Consider the following 18,778-nt stretch of genomic DNA (forward strand, 5'->3'; position numbering starts at 1 on the left):
TTTTGGGCGGATGCTTAACTCAGCGCAGTGCCGCCACCCATGCCCGATTGCGATCCTGCCCCCATGCCGCTGGCGTCGGTGCCGTAGAAGCCATGCACCTGCTTGGCCCAGCCGAGGTCGCTCATGTCCGGCCAGGCGTCCGGGTCGAAGCCGGGGGCGTTTTTCAGACGCTCTTTTTCCACATCGAGCACGAAGCGCTTGTTGACCGTATCGAGGTGCAGTGCCTGCCACGGCACCGCGAACAGTTTTTCGCCCAGCCCCAGCATGCCGCCGAAGGCCAGCACCGCGTAGGCGACTTGCCCGCTGCGCATGTCGAGCATGATTTCCTTGATGTCGCCCAGGTCGTCCTCCTGGGAATTGACCACGTTGTCGCCGAGCAGGGTGTCGGCACCCATCAGGACCGGGCCGGGGCCGGCGCTGCCTTTGTACATGCCGTATTTGTCGCGCTCCGAGTAGTTCATGTCGTTCTCCTGGGGTTGTTGGATGTGCGGACCGCGCCGATTGCGGACCTTGTGCAAACAGACTAGGTTGTCGCGCAAGCCGTTCTTTGATATGGCTCAATGGTGCCGGCGCGCGCCAGGCCCAGCGATGTTGCTTTTTTGTTCATCGGGCCGGCTAAGCGGCGCAACGCACGGAGCGGCGCCGCGCGCGCACGCTATGCTGGCTGAAAGGAGACTTTCGCCATGGATCTCAACGCACGCCGCACCCCCGCCGGCCCATCCGGCCAGCCGCTTCCCACGCCTTCGTTCGGCGCGTGCCTAGGGGCCCGCCTGCAACGGCGCGTGATGGTGCGCTTGCGATGGTAAAGTCGAGCGCCCCCTTGCTGCGCAGCTTGATGCGCGTGGGCAAAAAGCAGCAACGTTCGGCAGCGCGCCTGCTCACGGCCTTGTTTGCGCCGCCCAAGCCGGCGCCCAAGGTGCGCGCCAAGTCCAAGCCCACACCGGCGTCCGCAGGCGCGCCCAAGCCGGCGCCGAAACCCCGAAGCGCTTCCGCACCCACACCCAAGCCGGCAGCGCGCGCCGCGCCGGCAAGCCTGGCCAAGGATGCGCCGGCGCCTGGCAAATGGCTCACCGCGCGCTACGCCGGCCAGGCCGGGCCGGTGTTGCGACAGATGAGTTACTGGCTGTATCTGCCCGATGGCGCGGCGCCGCCCTCAGGCTGGCCGCTGATCGTCATGCTGCACGGCTGCGAGCAAAGCGCCACCCAGTTCGCCCAGGGTACGCGCATGAACCAGATGGCGCAGAAGGCTGGCTATGCCGTGCTGTATCCGCAGCAATCGCTGAGCGCCCATCCACATCGTTGCTGGAAATGGTACGACCGCGCCACCCAGCAGGGCGGCGGCGATGTGCCGGTGATTGTCGGCATGGTCAGCCAGGTGCTGGCCGCCTACCGCCTCGACCGCTCGCGGGTGTTTATCTGCGGTATGTCGGCGGGGGCGGGCATGGCCAACATCGTGGCGCTTAACCATCCTGAACTGTTCGCCGGGCTGGGCCTGCATTCGGGGCCCTTGTACGGAGCCGGGCACAGCACGGTCGGGGCGCTTGGGGTTATGCAACATGGCAACGGCGCGCGGGTCGACAGCGCGATTGCCGAGGTGCTCGAACGGCGTCCGGGGTTTCCGTCGATGCCAACGATCCTGATCCAGGGCGAGGACGATCGCGTGGTGCGTCCGGTCAACCAGGCGCACTTGCGGCGCCAGGCGATGCTGGTCAATGACTTGCCTGCGGCCACGCCGGTGCGGGTGGCGCAGAAGGCCGGGGGACGCAGTGGCTTGCCTTACCAGCTGCATGACGTGTACCGGGGCCGCAAGCTGATCCTGCGGGTGGCCCAGATCGCCCAGCTGCAACATGCCTGGAGCGGGGGCGACGCGCGCCTGTCGTTCAACTCGGCGGCGGGGCCGGACGCGAGCAAGATGCTGGTCGATTTTTTCGGAAAACACCGGCGTTGACGCTGGCTTCTTTCTGGGCAATGATGCGCACAAGTCATTCATGCGCCCAGGAGCTTGCATGTTGTTCGATAAGAAAAGCTGGAAAGACGTTGGCAAAGGCTTTATGGTGTACGACTGTACCATTGGCTTTGCCGATGGACGTATTGGCCTGTTGCTGGTGGAAATGTCAGATGAACGCGACGGTGGCTGGCGAACCCGCCTTGTGAGCGTGCGGATGGAAGCGCCGATGAAAGAGCGCTTTTTCGTTCTTGAAACCGAGGACCTGTCCTTCGCCAGTCTGGCATCGGCCTGGGCGCCATCGCATGAGGAATTCGTGGTGGTCGACATTGCCCGCAATGTCTGGGCGTACAAGCCGACATCGTACCGGGATTTCGAAGATAGGATTGCCTTCGATGGCCGTGGCTATGGTTATGCCGCCGCCGGGAAAGTGGGGTCGGCAATCAGTAAGCTGGTGTGGGTTCACGGTAAACTCTATGCGGTCGGAAGCCCGCTGCGCATCTTTGAACGCCTCCCTCGGCAAACGTGGAAAGAGCATACCGGCATTCCCATTCCCGCTGAATTGAAAAGCGAAGACCAACAAGCCATCACCGAAGCCATTGGCAATAGTGGATTAAATGATCTGAGCGGGTTTTCGGACAATGACTTGTATGCCGTCGGCGACGCGGGGGCGGTATGGCATTACCGCGTTCTCCATCTCTGCGAAAACCTCAGCAGATACATAGCACTCAACGAACCAATCGTCGCCGTTGCCAATTTCCCAGTCAGCTTCAATGAACCCTACGGTGACACCCATCAATGGAGCGAATGGCAAGGAAGTTCATGCGCCGCGTGATCTTAACGCAACATTTTTTGCGATAAACCACTCTTTCCTGCGTTCATTGGCGGGAAAGAGCGGTTAGATGCCTGATTCATGCACCGTCAGTCCTGCGGCGTGACGATGATAGTGAGGGTAGGTGTTTGCTGCACGGACTTGGCAGTGCTACCCAAGGGGAGGCACTCGCGACTTCTGCAGGAAATCCATGAAATCGCGCAACAAGAACATGAACGCTCCGACGAGTATGGCGCCAAACGCCAATTGAACAAGGAAAGCCACACCAGGAATGAGAGCATCTGGCGGGACCAGAAAACCTAGTCCTCCTAAAAACGCACCGCCCACAGCGCCGGAATTCACAACCTTCATGTTGACAGCAGCAGGATGACGATTTACTCCGTTACGGAATACCCGCCAATAGAAGCCGCCAGCGATTACACCCCAAGTGACAAGAGTAACCTCCAACGACATCATGACACCAATGCGTGCAAGCGCTTTGTATGCGACAAACGCACCCAACACGGTCGAACAGGACAAAATGCTCAGGCTCCACAGAAAAAATGAACGGCTAACTTGCGTACGTTTTCCATAATAGACGCCTCCACCAACCCCTAGCAGAGGCAGCAAAAGGCAGGCGACATAAAGCCACAAGCCTATATCTGCCTTGATGCAGACAGCGATCAACGCACTCGTCGCGCCAGTAAAAATCGAAAAATCTCGCATCTGGGCGACTAAGTCTCTGTAGCAGAACATTGGTACTAACGACCCTTTACAGTGTTGCGGACAACGTACGAGTCAAGCCCGTATTCGATTCCGTAGGAAATAACGAATCCTACTCCAAACCCGACAACGAAGCCAATTGCCGTACCGACGCCCGGCACTCAACGGGACCCGGTGGGGAAAGTTGCCGTTTCCCTCGGACTTGAGCTCTGCACCATCACCTGTGGCGACGACGACGTGTATGTCACCGATCTCAGAGGGTCGATCTGGAAAGGCCGCGATTCCACTTGGGAACTGGTCGAGCGACGCCATCAAAGTCTTCCGTTCGCCGATGCGGCATGGTTCCAGAGTACGCTGTGGTGCGCCAACGATGACGGCATGCTCGCCCTTGAAAACAATACGATGGTAGCCGCGCGCCTGTTGGAGAAACATCCCGTTCCCGATGAGGTTGCGTGGGTCAGCCACCGTATCGATGTCTCGCCGGATGGACAAAAGATGCTCGTGTGCGGCGGGCAGGGGGCCGCCTTGCATGATGGGCTTGCGTGGCAATTGCTTTTTTCCGGCGACGGGTGACATCCCTTGCTGCGCTCGGAACCGCTTGTCGCCATTGATATTGATGAAATCATGATTCAGAGTATTTTTGATCGATTTCAATATGTCACCGTGCGCGCTGCGTCAGGATCGGCGGGATCGGCACTGCCGCCTTCCCATCCTCATCCGCCAGGAGTGACCTCGATGACCGTTCCCCCTTCCCGTGGAGCCATTTCAGCGCTCACCTATCCACGTCCCTTCTGGCGCTATTTGCTGCTGTTTCAATCCTGGTCGCAACTGGGATCATGGTTGGTCATGGTGCTGGCGGTCACCTTGCCGATGCACGCGCTCATGATCGGGCTGAAAGAAGCGCCGCCGCTGGTGGCGCTTCTGTGCGGCACGGCGCTGGGCTCGCTGGGGTCGGTCTGCATGGTCCTGCCGGTGCAGTTTTCCGTGGCGCCCGCAGGCGCGGCAAGCATGCGGAGCCTGCTCGATACGCTGGAACGCCTGGGTTATGTGCAAGAGCGGCGCAGCGGCGCAAGTGCTGTTTATCTTCAAAAACTGCCGCGCGTGTTGCGCTGGAACGAGGGCGCGCTAAGGATTGCGCAGCATCGCGGCACGATCGTGGTCAGCGGCCCGCGCTCGATTGTCGGGCGGATGCGCAAAGCGCTGTTAAGCGCCGCGCCGGGATGCGTTACTGGAAATATTTCTAATTAAAGCTCTGACCCCGGTTGTAGGAAATTGCTGCAGTTTTGCGTCGGAATGTCCGTCTTCCATAGGGTGAGGGGGAGAGGTGGCGCACGATAGGCCTTGCCAAATTGGCAGTCAGCGAGTACTGTATAAACATACAGTACTTTGTTGATTCCACCATGAACTCCCCCAATCTTCTTGCCGCGCCCGAGACTTTGCATCCCGCCTTGTGGCGCGCTTCCCAACTGGCCCACGCCGGTACGCGCTGTGTCGACAGCGGCCATCCCACGCTCTCGCCCCAGTTGCCCGGCGGCGGCTGGCCCAGCGGCTGCCTGGTCGAGTTGCTGCTGCAACAAAGCGGCATCGGCGAATTGCGCCTGTTGCGCCCGGCCCTGGCCAAGGTGGCCGAACGCCGCATCGTGCTGCTGCAGCCGCCCCATCCACCGCAGGCGCTGGCGCTGGCCGCGCTCGGCTTGTCTCCCTCCCAGCTGATCTGGGTGCGCAGCGCGCGCAATGCCGATGCCTTGTGGGCGGCCGAACAGGTGTTGCGCAGCGGTAGTTGTGGCGCGCTGCTGTTCTGGGCCAGCCATGCACGGCCCGAGTCCTTGCGCCGCCTGCATCTGGCGGCGCAAGGCGGCGAAGCCCTGTTCTTCCTGCTGCGCCCGCTCGCGGCGGCCCAGGATGCCTCGCCCGCGCCGCTGCGCCTGAGCCTGCGTCCGGCCCTCGGCGGGCTCGACATCGGTTTCGTCAAACGCCGGGGGCCGCAGCGCGACGCGCCCCTGTTTCTTCCCCTGACTCCTTGTTTACTCCAACGCCATGCGACTCTGGATCGGCCTCTATTTGCCCCGCCTGGCGCTCGACGTGTTCAGCCCGCACTGGTCGGCTGAGGCCGCCAGCGTCGTACTCGAGAGCGAGCGCGTGCTGGCCGCGTCGGCGCTGGCGCTGGCGGGCGGGGTGCGCGCGGGCATGCGCCGCGGCGGCGTGCTGATGCTGCTGCCCGGCGCGCGCCTGCACGAGCGCGTGCCGGCGCGCGAGGCCGCCGCCCTGCAGGCGGTGGCCATGGCGCTGCTGCAGTACACGCCGCAGGTCACCCTGGCCGAAGAAGCGACCTTGCTGATGGACGTGGGCGCCAGCCTGCGCCTGTTCGGCGGGGTGCGCGCATTGTGCCGGCGCATTCGCGCCAGCCTGCGCGCGCTCGGCTTCGTGGTTCAGCTGAGCTGCGCGCCGACCGCGCGCGGCGCCTGGCTGCTGGCGCGCAGCGGGGCCGGGCACGCGCTCGGCATGGCGTCGCTCAAGCGCCGCCTCGACCGCCTGCCGGCCGCCTTGCCGCTGCCGGCGCGTCCGTTTGCCGCCTGGTTAGAGGGCATTGGCTGCGTGTCGCTGGGCCAGCTGCGGCGGCTGCCGCGTCCGGGCTTGCAGCGCCGTTGCGGCGGCGCCTTGCTGGCCGTGCTCGATGCGGCCTACGGCATGACGGCCGAGCTGTTCGACTGGATCGCCGCGCCCACCACGTTCCAGGCCCGGCTGGAATTGTTCGACCGGGTCGAACAGGCCGATGCCCTGCTGGCCGGCGCCCACAGCCTGCTGCTGCAAATGACGGGCTGGCTGTGCGCGCACCAACTGGCGGTGGGGCGCATCGTGCTGCTGCTCGAACACGAGCGCGGGCGGGTGGCGCGCGCGCCCACCGTGCTCGACATCATCCTGGCCGAGCCCACCTGGCGCGACGAGCACCTGGTGCGCCTGCTGCGCGAGCGCCTGGGCAGCCTGACGCTGGAGGCGCACGTGATCGGCCTGGTGCTCGAAGCGCCCGAGGTGCAGGCCATGGCCATGCCGAGCGAGTCGCTGTTTCCCGAGCCCGGCGGCAACGAGCAAGACCAGTGGCGCATGCTCGAACTGCTGGTGGCGCGCCTCGGTCCCGACAATGTGCTGCAGGCGGCCCCGCGCGCCGATTACCGGCCCGAGCTGGCCAACCGCTGGGTGCCGGTGCAGCAGGCGCGCGGCAAGGCGCAGCAGGCGCAGATGCAGTTGCCGCCGGACGTGCTCAGCTTGCCGCGCCCGGCCTGGCTGCTGGCCAAGCCGGTGGCGCTGCTGATGCGCGATCACCGGCCGTTTTACGGCTCGCCGCTGCGCATGGCGTCCACCCCCGAGCGGATCGAGGCCGGCTGGTGGAGCCAGTCGCAGACGCGCGATTACTTCATCGCCCAGGGGCAGGACCATGCCCATTACTGGGTCTATCGCGAACGCATCGCCGGGGCCGATGGCGATAGCGCGCCGCGCTGGTTTTTGCACGGCTTGTTTGGTTAGGGAAGCGGCAGCGGCTCCCGGTAACGGCGCCCGGTAACGGCGCCCGGTAGTGGCGCCCGGCAACGGCGCCCATCCAGGGTTAAGATGCTCTGATTCATTATTCACAAGGAGCAGGGATGCACAGCGAAAAACAAGCGTTTCCCGGCGCCGATGGGCACAAGCTGGCGGCCCGTCTCGATGCCCCCGACGGGCCGGCGCGCGCGTATGCGCTGTTTGCCCATTGTTTTACCTGTGGCAAAGACGTGTTCGCCGCCAGCCGCATCGCCGAGGCCCTGACCGAGCATGACATCGCCGTGCTGCGCTTCGATTTTACGGGGCTGGGCGCGAGCGAAGGCGATTTTGCAAACACCAATTTTTCATCGAATGTGCAGGACCTGGTGGCCGCCGCCGCCTTCATGCGCACCTCGCTCAAGGCGCCCGAGATCCTGATCGGACACAGCCTGGGCGGGGCCGCCGTGCTGGCCGCCGCCGCCGGCATTGACGAGGTGCGCGCGCTCGTGACCGTGGGTGCGCCGAGCGATCCATCGCATGTCAACAATTTGTTCGGCGAGCAGCTCGGCGTGATCGAAGCCGAGGGCGAGGCGCTGGTGCAACTGGCCGGGCGGCCGTTCACCATCAAGCGCCAGTTTTTGCTCGATGCCGCCGAGCAGAACCTGAACGTCAGCACGGCCGCGCTCAAGCGCCCCTTGATGGTCATGCATTCGCCGCACGACCGGACCGTGGGGATCGATAATGCGCTGCATATTTTCCAGGCGGCCAAGCATCCGAAGAGTTTTGTGTCGCTCGATGATGCGGATCATTTGCTCACGCGCAGGGAAGATGCGGTGTGGGTGGCCGGCATGATTGCGGCGTGGAGCGCGCGCTATGTGAGCGCTTGAGGCGGCGGTAAGAGGAGGCGGTAAGAGGAGGCGGTAAGAGGAGGCGGTAAGAGGAGACGGTACAAGGAGGCGGTACGAGAGGGCGCTACGAGGAGGCAGGCTGCCGCTGTTAAAAAGCGGCAGTAAAACATTGCTACATGAAAGGAAGGATCGGTTTATTCGTCGTCGAATTCTTCGGCCAGGTTCTTCCAGCCCTTGAGCTTGGCGAAGGCGCTGAATTCCTCGGGCGCTTCGAGCACGATCAGCTTGCGGTCTTGCAGGCCAGGGTCGCTGTGCGAAAAATTCGGCCCTACGTAGCCCAGCGCGCGCAGGCGGTCGATGATGTTGCCGACGAGGACTTTGTCCTTGTACAGCCCACCCTCGATCGGTGCGGCGAAGTCCACGTACACGTCAATAATCCCGTAACCCTCGTCGAAAATGCGGATCGCCTTGACGTCGTGGGAACGGCTGCTGCTGTCGCTGGCCTTGAACGGGCCGCTCAGCTGGATGTCGGTATCGGTAGTCATAAACGCAGCATAGCACCATCGGCGTGAACCGGTCGTGCGCCGCCGCGGATCGTCACGGCCGCCGGCCTCAGGCCTTGACTTCAGGCGCCGGCGACGGGCCTTGCTCAGCGGCGCGGCTGCAGGATCGCGTCGAGCCGGTCCTTGCTGCCGGGAATGCGTTCCAGGCGCGGATAGCGCAAGCCGCCATGGTAATCGAGCGCCACCGTGCGGAAATTGCCGCCTTTGCGCACCAGCAGTTCGATCGGCGCTTTGCCGTCGCGCGCCGCCTTCACGGCTGCTTTGAGCACCTCGGGCTTGTAGGCGCGGTTGTTGACGGCCACGATGCTGCTGTTGCCCGACAAGCCGGCGCGAAAGCCAATGCCATCCCATTCGATCGCCTCGATCGCACCATCGTTCTTGACGGAAAAACCAAGCGAATAACTGAAGTCGCTCATCTTGTTGCGTTCTTCCTGGCCTTTGATCACCTCGGTCGGCGTGTCTGTGTAGACCAGCTTCCAGCCGGCGCGCGCCAGGCCGTCGAGCGGTGCGCCGGGGGCATTGCCGTCCAGCTTGGCGCGCAGGAAAGGCGCCCAGTCGAAGGCCTGCACCGATGCCAGGGTGCGCACCACGTCGTCGAACTGGTAGTAGGCCGGGCCGATGCCGCCATTGTCGACGCCATAAAAGGTGCGCGCGAAATCATCGAGCGAACGCTTCTCGCCGGACAGTTCGCGGATGCGGGTATCGACGTCCAGCCAGATCAGCATGCCTTCGACATAATAATCTTCGCTGCGCTGCCAGTTGCTCCAGCCCAGCGCGCGGCGCGCCTGCACGATCGGATCGTTGACTGTGTCCTGCAAGGCGCGCCAGGAGCGGCCCTGTACGTGGTCGTAGCGCGCGGCGTAGGCGGCGATGGCGTCGCGGATGCCGCCGGCCGACACCAGGCCCGAGCGCGCCGCCAGCACATTGCCCCAGTACTGGGTCTGGCCTTCGTACACCCACAGCAGGCTGTTCTGCAACGGCACGTTGAAATTCGGCACATCCTGGTCGGCCGGGCGGCGGAACTTGCCGTTCCACGAGTGCGTGTATTCGTGCGGCAGCAGGTCGCGCCCGAGTTCGCTCTTGGCCCAGTCGGTGAAGTAACCGGGCTTGACGCCGTTCTCGCTCGACTGGTGATGTTCGCGCCCGATGCCGCCGAAGTCGTCCGACAGCGAAAACAGGAAATCGTAATGCTTGTAATGATGCGAGGCGAACAGCTTGCCCGCCTGCTGCACCAGCGCGCGGTGCAGGGCGATCTGTTCGGGCTTCGCTTCCAGGCTTTCTGGATTGTCGGCCACCATGTTCAGGTGTACCGGCACCTTGGCGCCGGGATCGAGGTCGATGCGGCGGAAGTGGCGGCCCGCGAACACCGGCGAATCGATCAGCGTTTCCAGGTCGAGCGGCTTGAAGCGGATGTCGTTACCCTGGCGCGCGGCCGTTTCCAGCGCGGTGCCGTACTGCCAGCCATCGGGCAGGGTGAGCGAGGCCTGGACCGGGATGCGGCGGCTGAAGTAGCCGGCCGGATACAGGGTCATCGCTTGCCATTGCACGCCGACAATCTCGCTGGTCATCGTGATGCGGCCCTGGGCCGGCTCGACTGGCGAGAGGAACTGGTATTCGGCCTCGACTGCCGTGGCGCCCTCGGGCACGGTGAGGTGGAAGGCATGCACGTGGACCGGATCGCGCGTCCACGCCAGCGCCTTGCCGCCGGCCGACAGACGCAGGCCGGCCAGCTGGTTCAGCGGTCCGCTGGGCCCGTGGTTGCCGGGCACCCACTGCGGATAGAGCAGGGTCAGCGCGCCTGGCGCGGCCGGGATGGTGGCGCGGACGCGGAAAATCTGCTGTCCCACGTTGGTGGCGTCGACCTTGAGCACGATGGTGCCGGGGTAGGGCAGGTCGCGCGGCGCGGGCACGTCGGCGCGGGCGGGCAGGGCCAGCGTGGCGAGCAGGGCCAGGGAGCAAAGGGACGAGCAGGCGGACGGAAGAGGGCGGCGGCGAAGCGGAAGGGGCATGGGATTGTCAATACGGTAAAGATCAGCAATGTCTGCGGGTATTCGCAGGGGAACACGATTCTACCGAAAAGCGTTGCAGATCCGGTGCCTGGTGCGTCTGCCAGGAAAGGAATCGCGTTCCGGCGCATGCGGCATCGCGGGCGAGGGGCGCAACGCGTGGCGCGAACGGGTGGGGGCCTCGAAAAACCGTAGCGAGCGGCGTCAGTGTCGTCCGAGAAGCGCAGCCGTACGAATGTACGGTGAGCATCGCCGGGCGACAATGACGCCGCGCAGTAGGTTTTTCGAGGTCCCCGGGTGATTCGACGCCCGGGTGACGCAGGCTGGGTGCGCGCGTCGGCCTTGCGCAGCCGCATCGAGCGCGCCGCCCGCCAGCCGCCCGCGCCTGCGCCGCTTCACGGCACCGAGCTGTCGCTGAATTGTCTTTGCTCCAGCCAATTTTTTTCAAAATATTTTTTGGTGCATTGGGCAAAAAATCGTGTTTTTCAAGGCCTTGAAAACCCTTGGTGTCGCCTTTAGATTGGATTCAACGGATGCTCCACGGAGGTCCGTCAACTTATCGCTTAACTTCTAAAAGGATACTTATCATGCGTACATTCGACCTTGCTCCTCTCTATCGTTCCGCTATCGGCTTCGACCGCCTGGCCAACCTGCTGGAATCGCAGCGCACTGAAGCGCAGCCCAGCTATCCACCGTACAACATCGAACTGGTCAGCGAAGACAAGTACCGCATCGTGATGGCGCTGGCCGGCTTCGACCGGTCGGAAGTGGACATCATCACCGAGCGCGACAGCCTGCACATCAGCGGTCGCAAGCAGAAAGAGGACACCCAGCGCACCTACCTGCACCGCGGCATTGCGGCACGTGATTTCGAGCAGCGCTTCCAGCTGGCGAACCATGTCAAGGTCACCACGGCCTCGTTCGACAACGGCATGCTGACCATCGAACTGGTGCGTGAAGTGCCCGAGGCGCTCAAGCCGCGCCGCATCGTCATCGACGGTGGCGAGAACGTGCAGGCGCTCGAGCAGCGCCAGGCTGCCTGAGCAGGACCAGCCGGCACGCGATCCGCAGCAAGCTGAGATAGCGAGCTGAGCTAAAACACCGGGGCGCCCGCAGCAAGGGGCGCCCCGTTCCACGTGCTGGCCGGCTTGTCGTTACCGCCGGCAAGGCCATTAAGACAACCCTAAGTCTGATGCCGCATCATTCCACCATCGGCCAGGCGTCAAGTGGCCACGATGCCGCAAAACCAAAGAAGCAAACAAGCAGCAAACAAGAAGCACAGCAACACAGCAACACAGCAACACAGCAAACAATAACCAGCGTTCATTACCGAACATATCCTTTCAAACCAGGAGTACGTCCATGCATAACGAAGGTGCCATCACTGTCATCACCGCTAAGCGTCTCACGCTAGCCCTTGCCGCCGCGGGCGCCATTGGCGGAGCGGTTGGTGCGATCGCGGTCAACCATAACAACGCAGTCGCCTCCGCTCCTGTTGCGCTCGCCGCGCAGACACCCTCCGCCGCGCCATCGGCAGCGCCATCGGCCACCCCCGTCAATCCAGGCGCTCCCGCGCCGCTGGCCGCTGGCGTGGTGCTGCCCGACTTCACCCAGATCGTCTCGCGCAACGGCCCGGCCGTCGTCAATATCCGCGTCATGGGCAGCACCAAGACGGCCATGGGCCAGCAGCGCGGCCGCGGCGTGCCTCCGCAGTTCGACGAGGACGACCCGTTTTTCGAATTTTTCCGTCGCTTCCAGGGGCCGCAAATGCCCCGTGGACAACAACGCGACACGCCCGTTTTTGGCGCCGGTTCCGGGTTCATTATCAGCCCGGACGGTGTCATCCTGACCAACGCGCACGTGGTGCGCGACGCCAAGGAAGTCACGGTCAAGCTCAACGACCGGCGCGAATTCCGCGCCAGGGTCCTCGGCTCCGACCCCAAGACCGATGTGGCGGTGCTCAAGATTGACGCCAAGAACCTGCCGGTGGTGCCAATCGGCAAATCGAACGACCTCAAGGTCGGTGAATGGGTGCTGGCGATCGGCTCGCCGTTCGGACTGGAAAGCACGGTCACGGCTGGCGTGGTCAGCGCCAAGGGCCGCTCGCTGCCCGACGACAGCCAGGTGCCGTTCATCCAGACCGATGTGGCGGTCAATCCCGGCAACTCGGGCGGCCCGCTGTTCAATACCAAGGGCGAAGTGATCGGCATCAATTCGCAGATCTACAGCCAGACCGGCGGCTACATGGGCTTGTCGTTCGCCATCCCGATCGATGTGGCTTACCGCATCAAGGACCAGATCGTGACCACCGGCAAGGTGCAGCATGCCAAGCTCGGCGTGACGATCCAGGAAGTGAACCAGGGCTTCGCCGATTCCTTCAAGCTCGACTCGCCCGAGGGCGCGCTGGTGTCGAATGTGGAAAAAGGCGGCGCGGCCGACAAGGCGGGCCTCAAGTCGGGCGATGTCGTCCGCAAGCTGAACGGCCAGCCGATCGTGGCCTCGGGCGACTTGCCGGCCATGCTCAGCGTGGCCCAGCCGGGCGACAAGGTCAGTCTCGACGTCTGGCGCGACGGCAAGATCGTGCGTATCGATGCGCGCCTGGCCAACGCCAGCGACACGGTGGCGCAGGACGAGCGCGAGCCGGCCGCCGGCGCCGACCAGAGTGCGAAACTGGGCCTGGCCCTGCGTCCGCTCGCCCCCAACGAGAAGCGCCAGTCGGGCATTAGCGCGGGCCTGGTGATCGAGGATGCGGCCGGGGCGGCGTCCACCGCCGGGGTCCAGCCGGGTGACGTTTTACTGTCCGTCAATGGCCGTCCTGTCAATTCGGTCGAGCAGGTGCGCGATGTGGTGGGCAAGGCCAGCAAGTCGGTGGCCTTGCTGATTCAGCGCGGTAATGACAGAATCTTCATTCCGGTGCGGATCGGGTAATCCTGCCCTTCCGCCCGCAGGGTACGAGAAAGTAGGATGTGATGCGCTTGCTGCTGGTGGAAGACGATACGATGATCGGCGAAGTGGTGCTCGACCTGCTCAGGGCCGAGCACTACGCAGTCGATTGGGTCAAGGATGGCGAAATGGCCGACACGGCCCTGCGCCAGTCGCAAAGCTACGACCTGGTCTTGCTCGACCTGGGCTTGCCGCGCAAGGATGGCCTGGAAGTGCTGCGCGCCATGCGCACGCGCAAGGACCGCACCCCGGTGCTGGTGGCGACCGCGCGCGACGCGGTCGAGCAGCGCATCGCCGGGCTCGACGCGGGGGCCGACGATTACGTCCTCAAACCCTACGACCTCGACGAGCTGCTGGCGCGCATCCGCGCCTTGCTGCGGCGCGCCGCCGGGCGCGGCGAACCGATCTTCGAATACAAGGCCATCAGCATCAATCCGGCCACCCGCGAAGTGCAGGTCGACGGCGTGCCGGTCACCCTGTCGGCGCGCGAATGGGCCGTGCTCGAAGCCTTGATCGCCCGTCCCGGCGTGGTGCTCTCGCGCGCCCAGCTGGAAGAAAAGCTCTACAGCTGGCGCGATGAAGTGAGCAGCAATGCGGTGGAAGTGTATATCCACGGCTTGCGCAAGAAACTCGGCAGCGATCTGATCCAGAACGTGCGCGGGGTCGGCTACATGGTGCCCAAACTATGAACCTGGCGCACTCGCTGCGCGGCCGTCTGTTGTGGTTTTTGCTCGCGGCCATCAGTATCGCCGCCGTGGCGCAAGCGTCGATCGCCTATCGCACGGCGCTGTCCGACGCCGACCAGATTTTCGATTATCACATGCAACAAATGGCGCTGTCGCTGCGTTCCAGCGCGCCGCTCTCTAACACCGACACGGCCGCGAGCGTGGAGGCGGACGCTGAAAACAACGAATTGATGGTGCAGGTCTGGACCCCGGACGGGGTGCGCGTGTTCCGCACCGTCTCGCGCACCACCCTGCCGCAGCACGCGGTGCTGGGCTTTTCCAACATCAAGGCCAACAACACCACCTACCGCGTGTTCTCGGTGCAAAGCAGCACCCAGACCCTGCAGATCGCCCAGGACATGGCGGTGCGGCGCAATATGGCCGGCAACCTGGCCTTGCGCACGGTCGGCCCGATTGCGGTGATGATGCCGATCCTGATGCTGGTCGTGTGGTGGGTCGTGAGCGGCTCGCTGCAACCGGTCTCGCGCGTGCGCACCCAGGTGGCGGCGCGCCAGGCCGACGACCTCTCGCCCGTGTCGGAAGCGGACTTGCCTGACGAAGTATTACCGCTGGTGCAGGAATTGAATCTCTTGTTCGGCAGGGTGAAGACCGCCTTCGACGCCCAGCAGCATTTCGTGGCCGACGCCGCGCATGAACTGCGCACGCCGCTGCAAGCGCTGAAACTGCAGGTGCTGAGCCTGGAGCGGGCCGACAGCCCGGAAGCGCGCGGGGTGGCGGTGGGACGGCTGACGGCCGGCATCGAGCGCGCCACCAGGCTGGTGGAGCAATTGCTGGTGCTGGCGCGCCAGGAAGCGAGCGCGGCGGGCGGAGTGAAAACCCAGCCGGTCGAGCTGGCCGACCTGGCCAAGCGGGCGCTGGCCGACCTGGCGGGCGCGGCGCAGGCGCGCGGCATCGACCTGGGCCTTGCGTGCGCCGACCCGGTGCAGGTGACGGGCCAGCCGGACGCCCTGATGATCATGCTGCGCAACCTGATCGACAACGCCTTGAAATACACCCCGGCCGGCGGCACGGTGGACCTGAGCGTGACGGGGGAAGGCAAGGGCGCGGCGCTGGTGGTGGAGGATAGCGGGCCGGGCATACCGGCGGAAGAAAGGGAGCGGGTATTCAACCGTTTCTACCGCATCGCCGGCAGCGAGGCCAGCGGCAGCGGGCTGGGGCTGGCGATCATCAAGGCGATCGCCGAGCGGCACGGCGCCAAGTTAAGCCTGGGCGAATCGGCCAAGCTGGGTGGTCTAAGCGTGCGCATCGACTTCCCTGCGACAAGCAAAGCCGACGCTTAGACCGCTTGGGGGCAGACCCCGAATCGATAGGGGTCAGACCCCGGTTTTTCAGTTGGGGGTCTGACCCCGGTGTTACCGAAGTTGGTGAAGTTGGGGGCCCGCCCCCGGTATTGCCGGAGTAAAGCGGTGCCGCCCCAGCCTACTTCTTGATAATCGCCTGCAACAGCGCAAACGCCTCATGCCGGATCGTCGCATCGGCGGACGCCAGTTCCTTGCGCGCCTGCACCAGGGCGGGCTTCTTGAGCATCTTCTTCTCAGCCGCGTTCGGCACCGGCGGTTCCGGCGGGAACATGCTGGCCCGGCTGTTATAGGTCTGCTGCAACAAACGCTTGCCATAATCGGACGCATAAAACGCGCTCAGCTCATTGGCCGCCTCGACCCCGATCACGCGCGCCACCGGCAGCGCCAGGCGCTTGTAAATTTCCTGCGGCGCCACCTTGTCGAGCTTGGCGAACACGCTGGCGCGCTGTCCTTCATTGACATAGCGGCTCGCACCGGCCACCGAGCGCATCATTTTTTCCGACTGCATGGCTTCGAGCATGGCTTGCACCGCCTGGACCCGGGCGGCATCGGGCGTGGCCACCGTAGCGGCGGGTGCGGCGGCGGGCGCTGCCTGCGTCAACGGCGCGCCGGCCAGCAGTGCGGCCATTGTCAGCGCGTAAATTGGTTTCATTCTTCATCCTTTTTCAACAGTCACAGGGCTGCCCGTCACCGGGCCAGCCGACACAATAATGCAAAAGGGCAGGCCAGGTCTACGCGACCCGGCCTGCCCCTACCAGCTGGCGTCCGCTTCGCTTAAAACTTATGCCACAGGCGGGCGAAATACGATGCGCCGTTCATGCCGAACTGCACCGACTCATACTTGAAGCCGTTGTCGGTCTGGTCCGGATCCTGCTCGGTCGGCTTGACATTGAAAATATTCGCGCCGCCCACGGTCAGCTTGGTCTTGTCGCTGAAATTATACGTAAAACTCAGGTCGGCCGAGGTTTTTGGCTTGTACACCTGGTTCGGGGTGGGCGCGCCGGACCAGGTTCCCAGGGTTTGCTTGCCGAAATGGATCACCTTGAAGTCGGTGCCGATCTTGCCCAGCGCGTATTCGAAGCCCAAAGTCGCCTTGCGCCGCGGTCCACCCTGTTCCAGGAACAGGCGCTCGCGCTGGGACAGCAGCACGTCTTCATAGCCCTTGAACGCGGCCGGCGCATTCACCCCGGTCACTTCGGTCTTGCTGATGTTCATGGCCAGGAAGGTATTGAGCTTGCCGCCGGCGACCTCGCTGCGGTTCGACACCGTCAGGTCCAGGCCTTGCGTCTTGGTATCGAGCGAATTGACGAAGAACTGGGCCGCGCCCACGCCCAGGGTGCTCAGCAGCGGCACGATGGGCGCGTAGTTGCTGGCGTCGAAACGGCCCGAAAACACGATGCGGTCGTCGATCGCGATGCGGTACAGGTCGGCCGTGACCGAGGTGGTCGGGGTCGGCGTCCAGGTGCCGCCCAGGGTGAAGCTGACCGACTCTTCTTCCTTCAACTTCGGAATGCCGATCGCATTGGCCACATTGCCGCCGTTCGGCGCGAACACCGAATCGACCGGATTGCCGTTGACGAACTCGGTGAACGTCGACGAAAAGAACGCTTGCTGCAGCGACGGCGCGCGGAAACCCGTGCTGGCCGAACCGCGCAGCAGGATCGCATCGCTGATCTTGTAGGCCGCGGCCAGCTTGCCGGTCACGCTGTTGCCGAAGTCGCTGAACTTCTCGTAACGCACGGCCGACAGCACTTTCAGGCGCTCGGTGACGTCGGTCTCGACATCGATGTAGGCCGCCACGCTATGGCGGCTGTTGTCGGTCGCGTCGCCCGGGCGAAAGCCCGGGAAACCCTGGCTGCCAGGGTCGCCGCCGAAGCCGGGGCCATCGACATCGTTGTACGATCCCGCTTCGCCGGCGAAGATTTTGTAGTTTTCCTTGCGGAACTCGGCGCCGAAGGCCAGGTTCAGGCCGCTTAAGATGTTCGGAAAGAAACGGCTGGCGTCCGCATTCGTGGTCAGCTGCATGGCGGCAAAACCGCCGGCGTCGAATTGCGAGGCCGACACACCCTTGCCGCCCTTGAGCAGGTCGGCGTTGGCGATCGAGGCATTGAGCGTATTGCTGATGTTGTAAAGCATCTTGTTGTAGCCGTAGGTCTGCGAAAAGTCCGCATTCCACTCGCCCAGCTTGGCGCGATAGCCGACCGTGCCGTAATGGTCGTCGATGTCGGCATTGATGTACGGCGCAAACCCGTTCGGATACATGGCTTGCGCATTACGTACCGGAATCTGGTCCGGACCGCGGCCGAACGCGGCCGAGGAGGCATCGCGCTTCTGGGTGCCGGCCGTGAAATACAGCTTGCCGTCGACCATCGGGATCTCGCCGTTCAGGTACAAGGTCTGGTTTTGCACCTTGCTGTCGCCGATGGTGCGCAGGCTGCCCGCGTCGGCCCGGTTCGAGCGGCCACGGTCCAGATATTCAGCGGTGATGCCGACCGCGCCGCCGGCCACGGCCACGCCGCAATAGGCCGAGGCCAGGTAGTTCTCGCCGTCGCCGGCCGAATACTGGCCCGCGCCGAGCACGCTCTCGCAGCCGAGCGATTTTTTCAGTTCGATATTGATGACGCCGGCGATCGCATCCGAGCCGTACTGGGCGGCGGCGCCATCGCGCAGCACCTGGATGTTCTTCACCGCCAAGAGCGGAATCGCATTCATGTCGGTGCCGGTATTGCCGCGGTTGCGCGCGCCGAAAATGTTCACCAGCGAGGTGCTGTGCCGGCGCTTGCCGTTCATCAACACCAGGGTTTGATCCGAGCCCAGGCCGCGCAGGGCGGCCGAGTCGACCAGGTCGGCACCGTCGGCCCCGCTCTGGCGTGTGGAATTGAACGAAGGCGAGATATAGGTCAGGGTCTGGGCCAGGTCGAACTGGCCGCCCTGCTCGGCCAGGCGGGTCATGGGAATCAGGTCGACCGGGACCGCCGTATCGGTGGCGGAAGTGGCCGAGACGCGGCGTGAGCCAACCACGCTGACGCTGGGGATGACCTCTTCCTTGGTGGCTTGCTGGCCCGACTGGGCGAAGCTGGCGGGGGCGACCAAGGCGAGAGCGGCACTGCCGTACAAAGCGAGCAAGACGGACCTACGTAAAGGGGTGGTGGTGAACACGCGACGGTCTCCGGGGTTTTTATTGGAAGGAGATTGATTCTAATGCAATTTCCATGCCCCACGTCCAGCGCGGTGTGGCGCAATGACAACGTTGTCAATCGCCGTGAGCGGCCGCTGCCGCTTCGCCGGCCGGCGCCGCAGCGCCCGCGACCCAGGCCGCCACACCTTGGTGCGCACCGCGATGGTGCGGTCCCGGGTGGTGGCCCGGCGCGGCCCGGCC

At 64.2% G+C, this 18,778-nt stretch carries 17 protein-coding genes; 11 read left to right on the forward strand and 6 right to left on the reverse strand.

The window, feature by feature from the left end; all coding sequences use genetic code 11:
- Positions 1–14 precede the first annotated feature (14 nt).
- Positions 15–461 carry a PRC-barrel domain-containing protein gene (locus F1735_RS00085; protein ID WP_167235022.1) on the reverse strand — a complete coding sequence of 149 codons (447 nt, stop codon included), beginning with the start codon at positions 459–461 and terminating at the stop codon, positions 15–17.
- Positions 462–799: 338 nt separating this feature from the next.
- Here F1735_RS00085 and F1735_RS00090 point away from each other — a divergent pair, with 338 nt between their 5' ends.
- Entirely contained in the window at positions 800–1,948 is a 1,149-nt protein-coding gene (locus F1735_RS00090; RefSeq protein WP_167235023.1) for an extracellular catalytic domain type 1 short-chain-length polyhydroxyalkanoate depolymerase, read from the forward strand.
- Positions 1,949–2,006: 58 nt separating this feature from the next.
- Positions 2,007–2,780, forward strand: a complete 774-nt coding sequence (locus F1735_RS00095) for a hypothetical protein (protein WP_167235024.1) — start codon at positions 2,007–2,009, stop codon at positions 2,778–2,780.
- Between the two features lie 147 nt (positions 2,781–2,927).
- On the opposite strand, the gene F1735_RS00100 is transcribed toward F1735_RS00095, so the two are convergent.
- Positions 2,928–3,482: a hypothetical protein gene (locus F1735_RS00100; protein WP_167235025.1), complete on the reverse strand. Its 555-nt coding sequence runs from the start codon at positions 3,480–3,482 to the stop codon at positions 2,928–2,930.
- A 234-nt stretch (positions 3,483–3,716) separates the two neighbouring features.
- Here F1735_RS00100 and F1735_RS00105 point away from each other — a divergent pair, with 234 nt between their 5' ends.
- The 5 genes from F1735_RS00105 to F1735_RS00125 all read left to right on the forward strand — a co-directional run bounded on the left by F1735_RS00105 (position 3,717) and on the right by F1735_RS00125 (position 7,879).
- Complete coding sequence (locus F1735_RS00105) at positions 3,717–4,052, forward strand: hypothetical protein (RefSeq protein ID WP_167235026.1); 336 nt, start codon at positions 3,717–3,719, stop codon at positions 4,050–4,052.
- Between the two features lie 6 nt (positions 4,053–4,058).
- Positions 4,059–4,727: a hypothetical protein gene (locus F1735_RS00110; RefSeq protein WP_167235027.1), complete on the forward strand. Its 669-nt coding sequence runs from the start codon at positions 4,059–4,061 to the stop codon at positions 4,725–4,727.
- Positions 4,728–4,879: 152 nt separating this feature from the next.
- The gene (imuA, locus tag F1735_RS00115; RefSeq protein WP_167235028.1) at positions 4,880–5,587 is read left to right on the forward strand and encodes a translesion DNA synthesis-associated protein ImuA; all 708 of its coding nucleotides are present in this window, start codon (positions 4,880–4,882) and stop codon (positions 5,585–5,587) included.
- Positions 5,517–7,001, forward strand: coding sequence for a Y-family DNA polymerase (locus F1735_RS00120; protein WP_167235029.1), 1,485 nt, complete (start codon positions 5,517–5,519; stop codon positions 6,999–7,001). The genes imuA and F1735_RS00120 overlap by 71 nt, the downstream gene beginning before the upstream one ends.
- 116 nt (positions 7,002–7,117) lie before the next feature.
- Complete coding sequence (locus tag F1735_RS00125; protein ID WP_167235030.1) at positions 7,118–7,879, forward strand: alpha/beta hydrolase family protein; 762 nt, start codon at positions 7,118–7,120, stop codon at positions 7,877–7,879.
- 155 nt (positions 7,880–8,034) lie between these two features.
- Here F1735_RS00125 and F1735_RS00130 read toward each other — a convergent pair whose 3' ends face one another.
- Positions 8,035–8,385: a hypothetical protein gene (locus F1735_RS00130; RefSeq protein WP_166882241.1), complete on the reverse strand. Its 351-nt coding sequence runs from the start codon at positions 8,383–8,385 to the stop codon at positions 8,035–8,037.
- A 104-nt stretch (positions 8,386–8,489) separates the two neighbouring features.
- Positions 8,490–10,412 carry a M61 family metallopeptidase gene (locus F1735_RS00135; RefSeq protein WP_167235031.1) on the reverse strand — a complete coding sequence of 641 codons (1,923 nt, stop codon included), beginning with the start codon at positions 10,410–10,412 and terminating at the stop codon, positions 8,490–8,492.
- A 584-nt stretch (positions 10,413–10,996) separates the two neighbouring features.
- Here F1735_RS00135 and F1735_RS00140 point away from each other — a divergent pair.
- The 4 genes from F1735_RS00140 (at position 10,997) to F1735_RS00155 (ending at position 15,378) form a co-directional block, all read left to right on the forward strand.
- Positions 10,997–11,452 (forward strand): Hsp20 family protein, encoded by a 456-nt coding sequence (locus F1735_RS00140; protein WP_167235032.1) that lies wholly within the window; start codon positions 10,997–10,999, stop codon positions 11,450–11,452.
- Between the two features lie 319 nt (positions 11,453–11,771).
- The gene (locus F1735_RS00145; protein WP_167235033.1) at positions 11,772–13,337 is read left to right on the forward strand and encodes a DegQ family serine endoprotease; all 1,566 of its coding nucleotides are present in this window, start codon (positions 11,772–11,774) and stop codon (positions 13,335–13,337) included.
- Positions 13,338–13,378: 41 nt separating this feature from the next.
- A complete protein-coding gene (locus F1735_RS00150; RefSeq protein ID WP_167227912.1) occupies positions 13,379–14,041 on the forward strand; it encodes a response regulator in 663 nt (220 codons plus the stop codon).
- The gene (locus tag F1735_RS00155) at positions 14,038–15,378 is read left to right on the forward strand and encodes an ATP-binding protein (protein ID WP_167235034.1); all 1,341 of its coding nucleotides are present in this window, start codon (positions 14,038–14,040) and stop codon (positions 15,376–15,378) included. The genes F1735_RS00150 and F1735_RS00155 overlap by 4 nt, the downstream gene beginning before the upstream one ends.
- Positions 15,379–15,517: 139 nt before the next feature.
- Here the strand turns inward: F1735_RS00155 and F1735_RS00160 are convergent, their stop codons facing one another.
- Both F1735_RS00160 and F1735_RS00165 read right to left on the reverse strand, forming a co-directional pair.
- The gene (locus F1735_RS00160) at positions 15,518–16,051 is read right to left on the reverse strand and encodes a hypothetical protein (RefSeq protein ID WP_167235035.1); all 534 of its coding nucleotides are present in this window, start codon (positions 16,049–16,051) and stop codon (positions 15,518–15,520) included.
- Positions 16,052–16,173: 122 nt separating this feature from the next.
- Complete coding sequence (locus F1735_RS00165; RefSeq protein WP_167235036.1) at positions 16,174–18,558, reverse strand: TonB-dependent receptor plug domain-containing protein; 2,385 nt, start codon at positions 18,556–18,558, stop codon at positions 16,174–16,176.
- Positions 18,559–18,778: the final 220 nt, after the last annotated feature.

It is taken from the genome of Massilia genomosp. 1 (genome assembly GCF_011682185.1).
Classification (GTDB): domain Bacteria; phylum Pseudomonadota; class Gammaproteobacteria; order Burkholderiales; family Burkholderiaceae_D; genus Telluria_A; species Telluria_A rubra.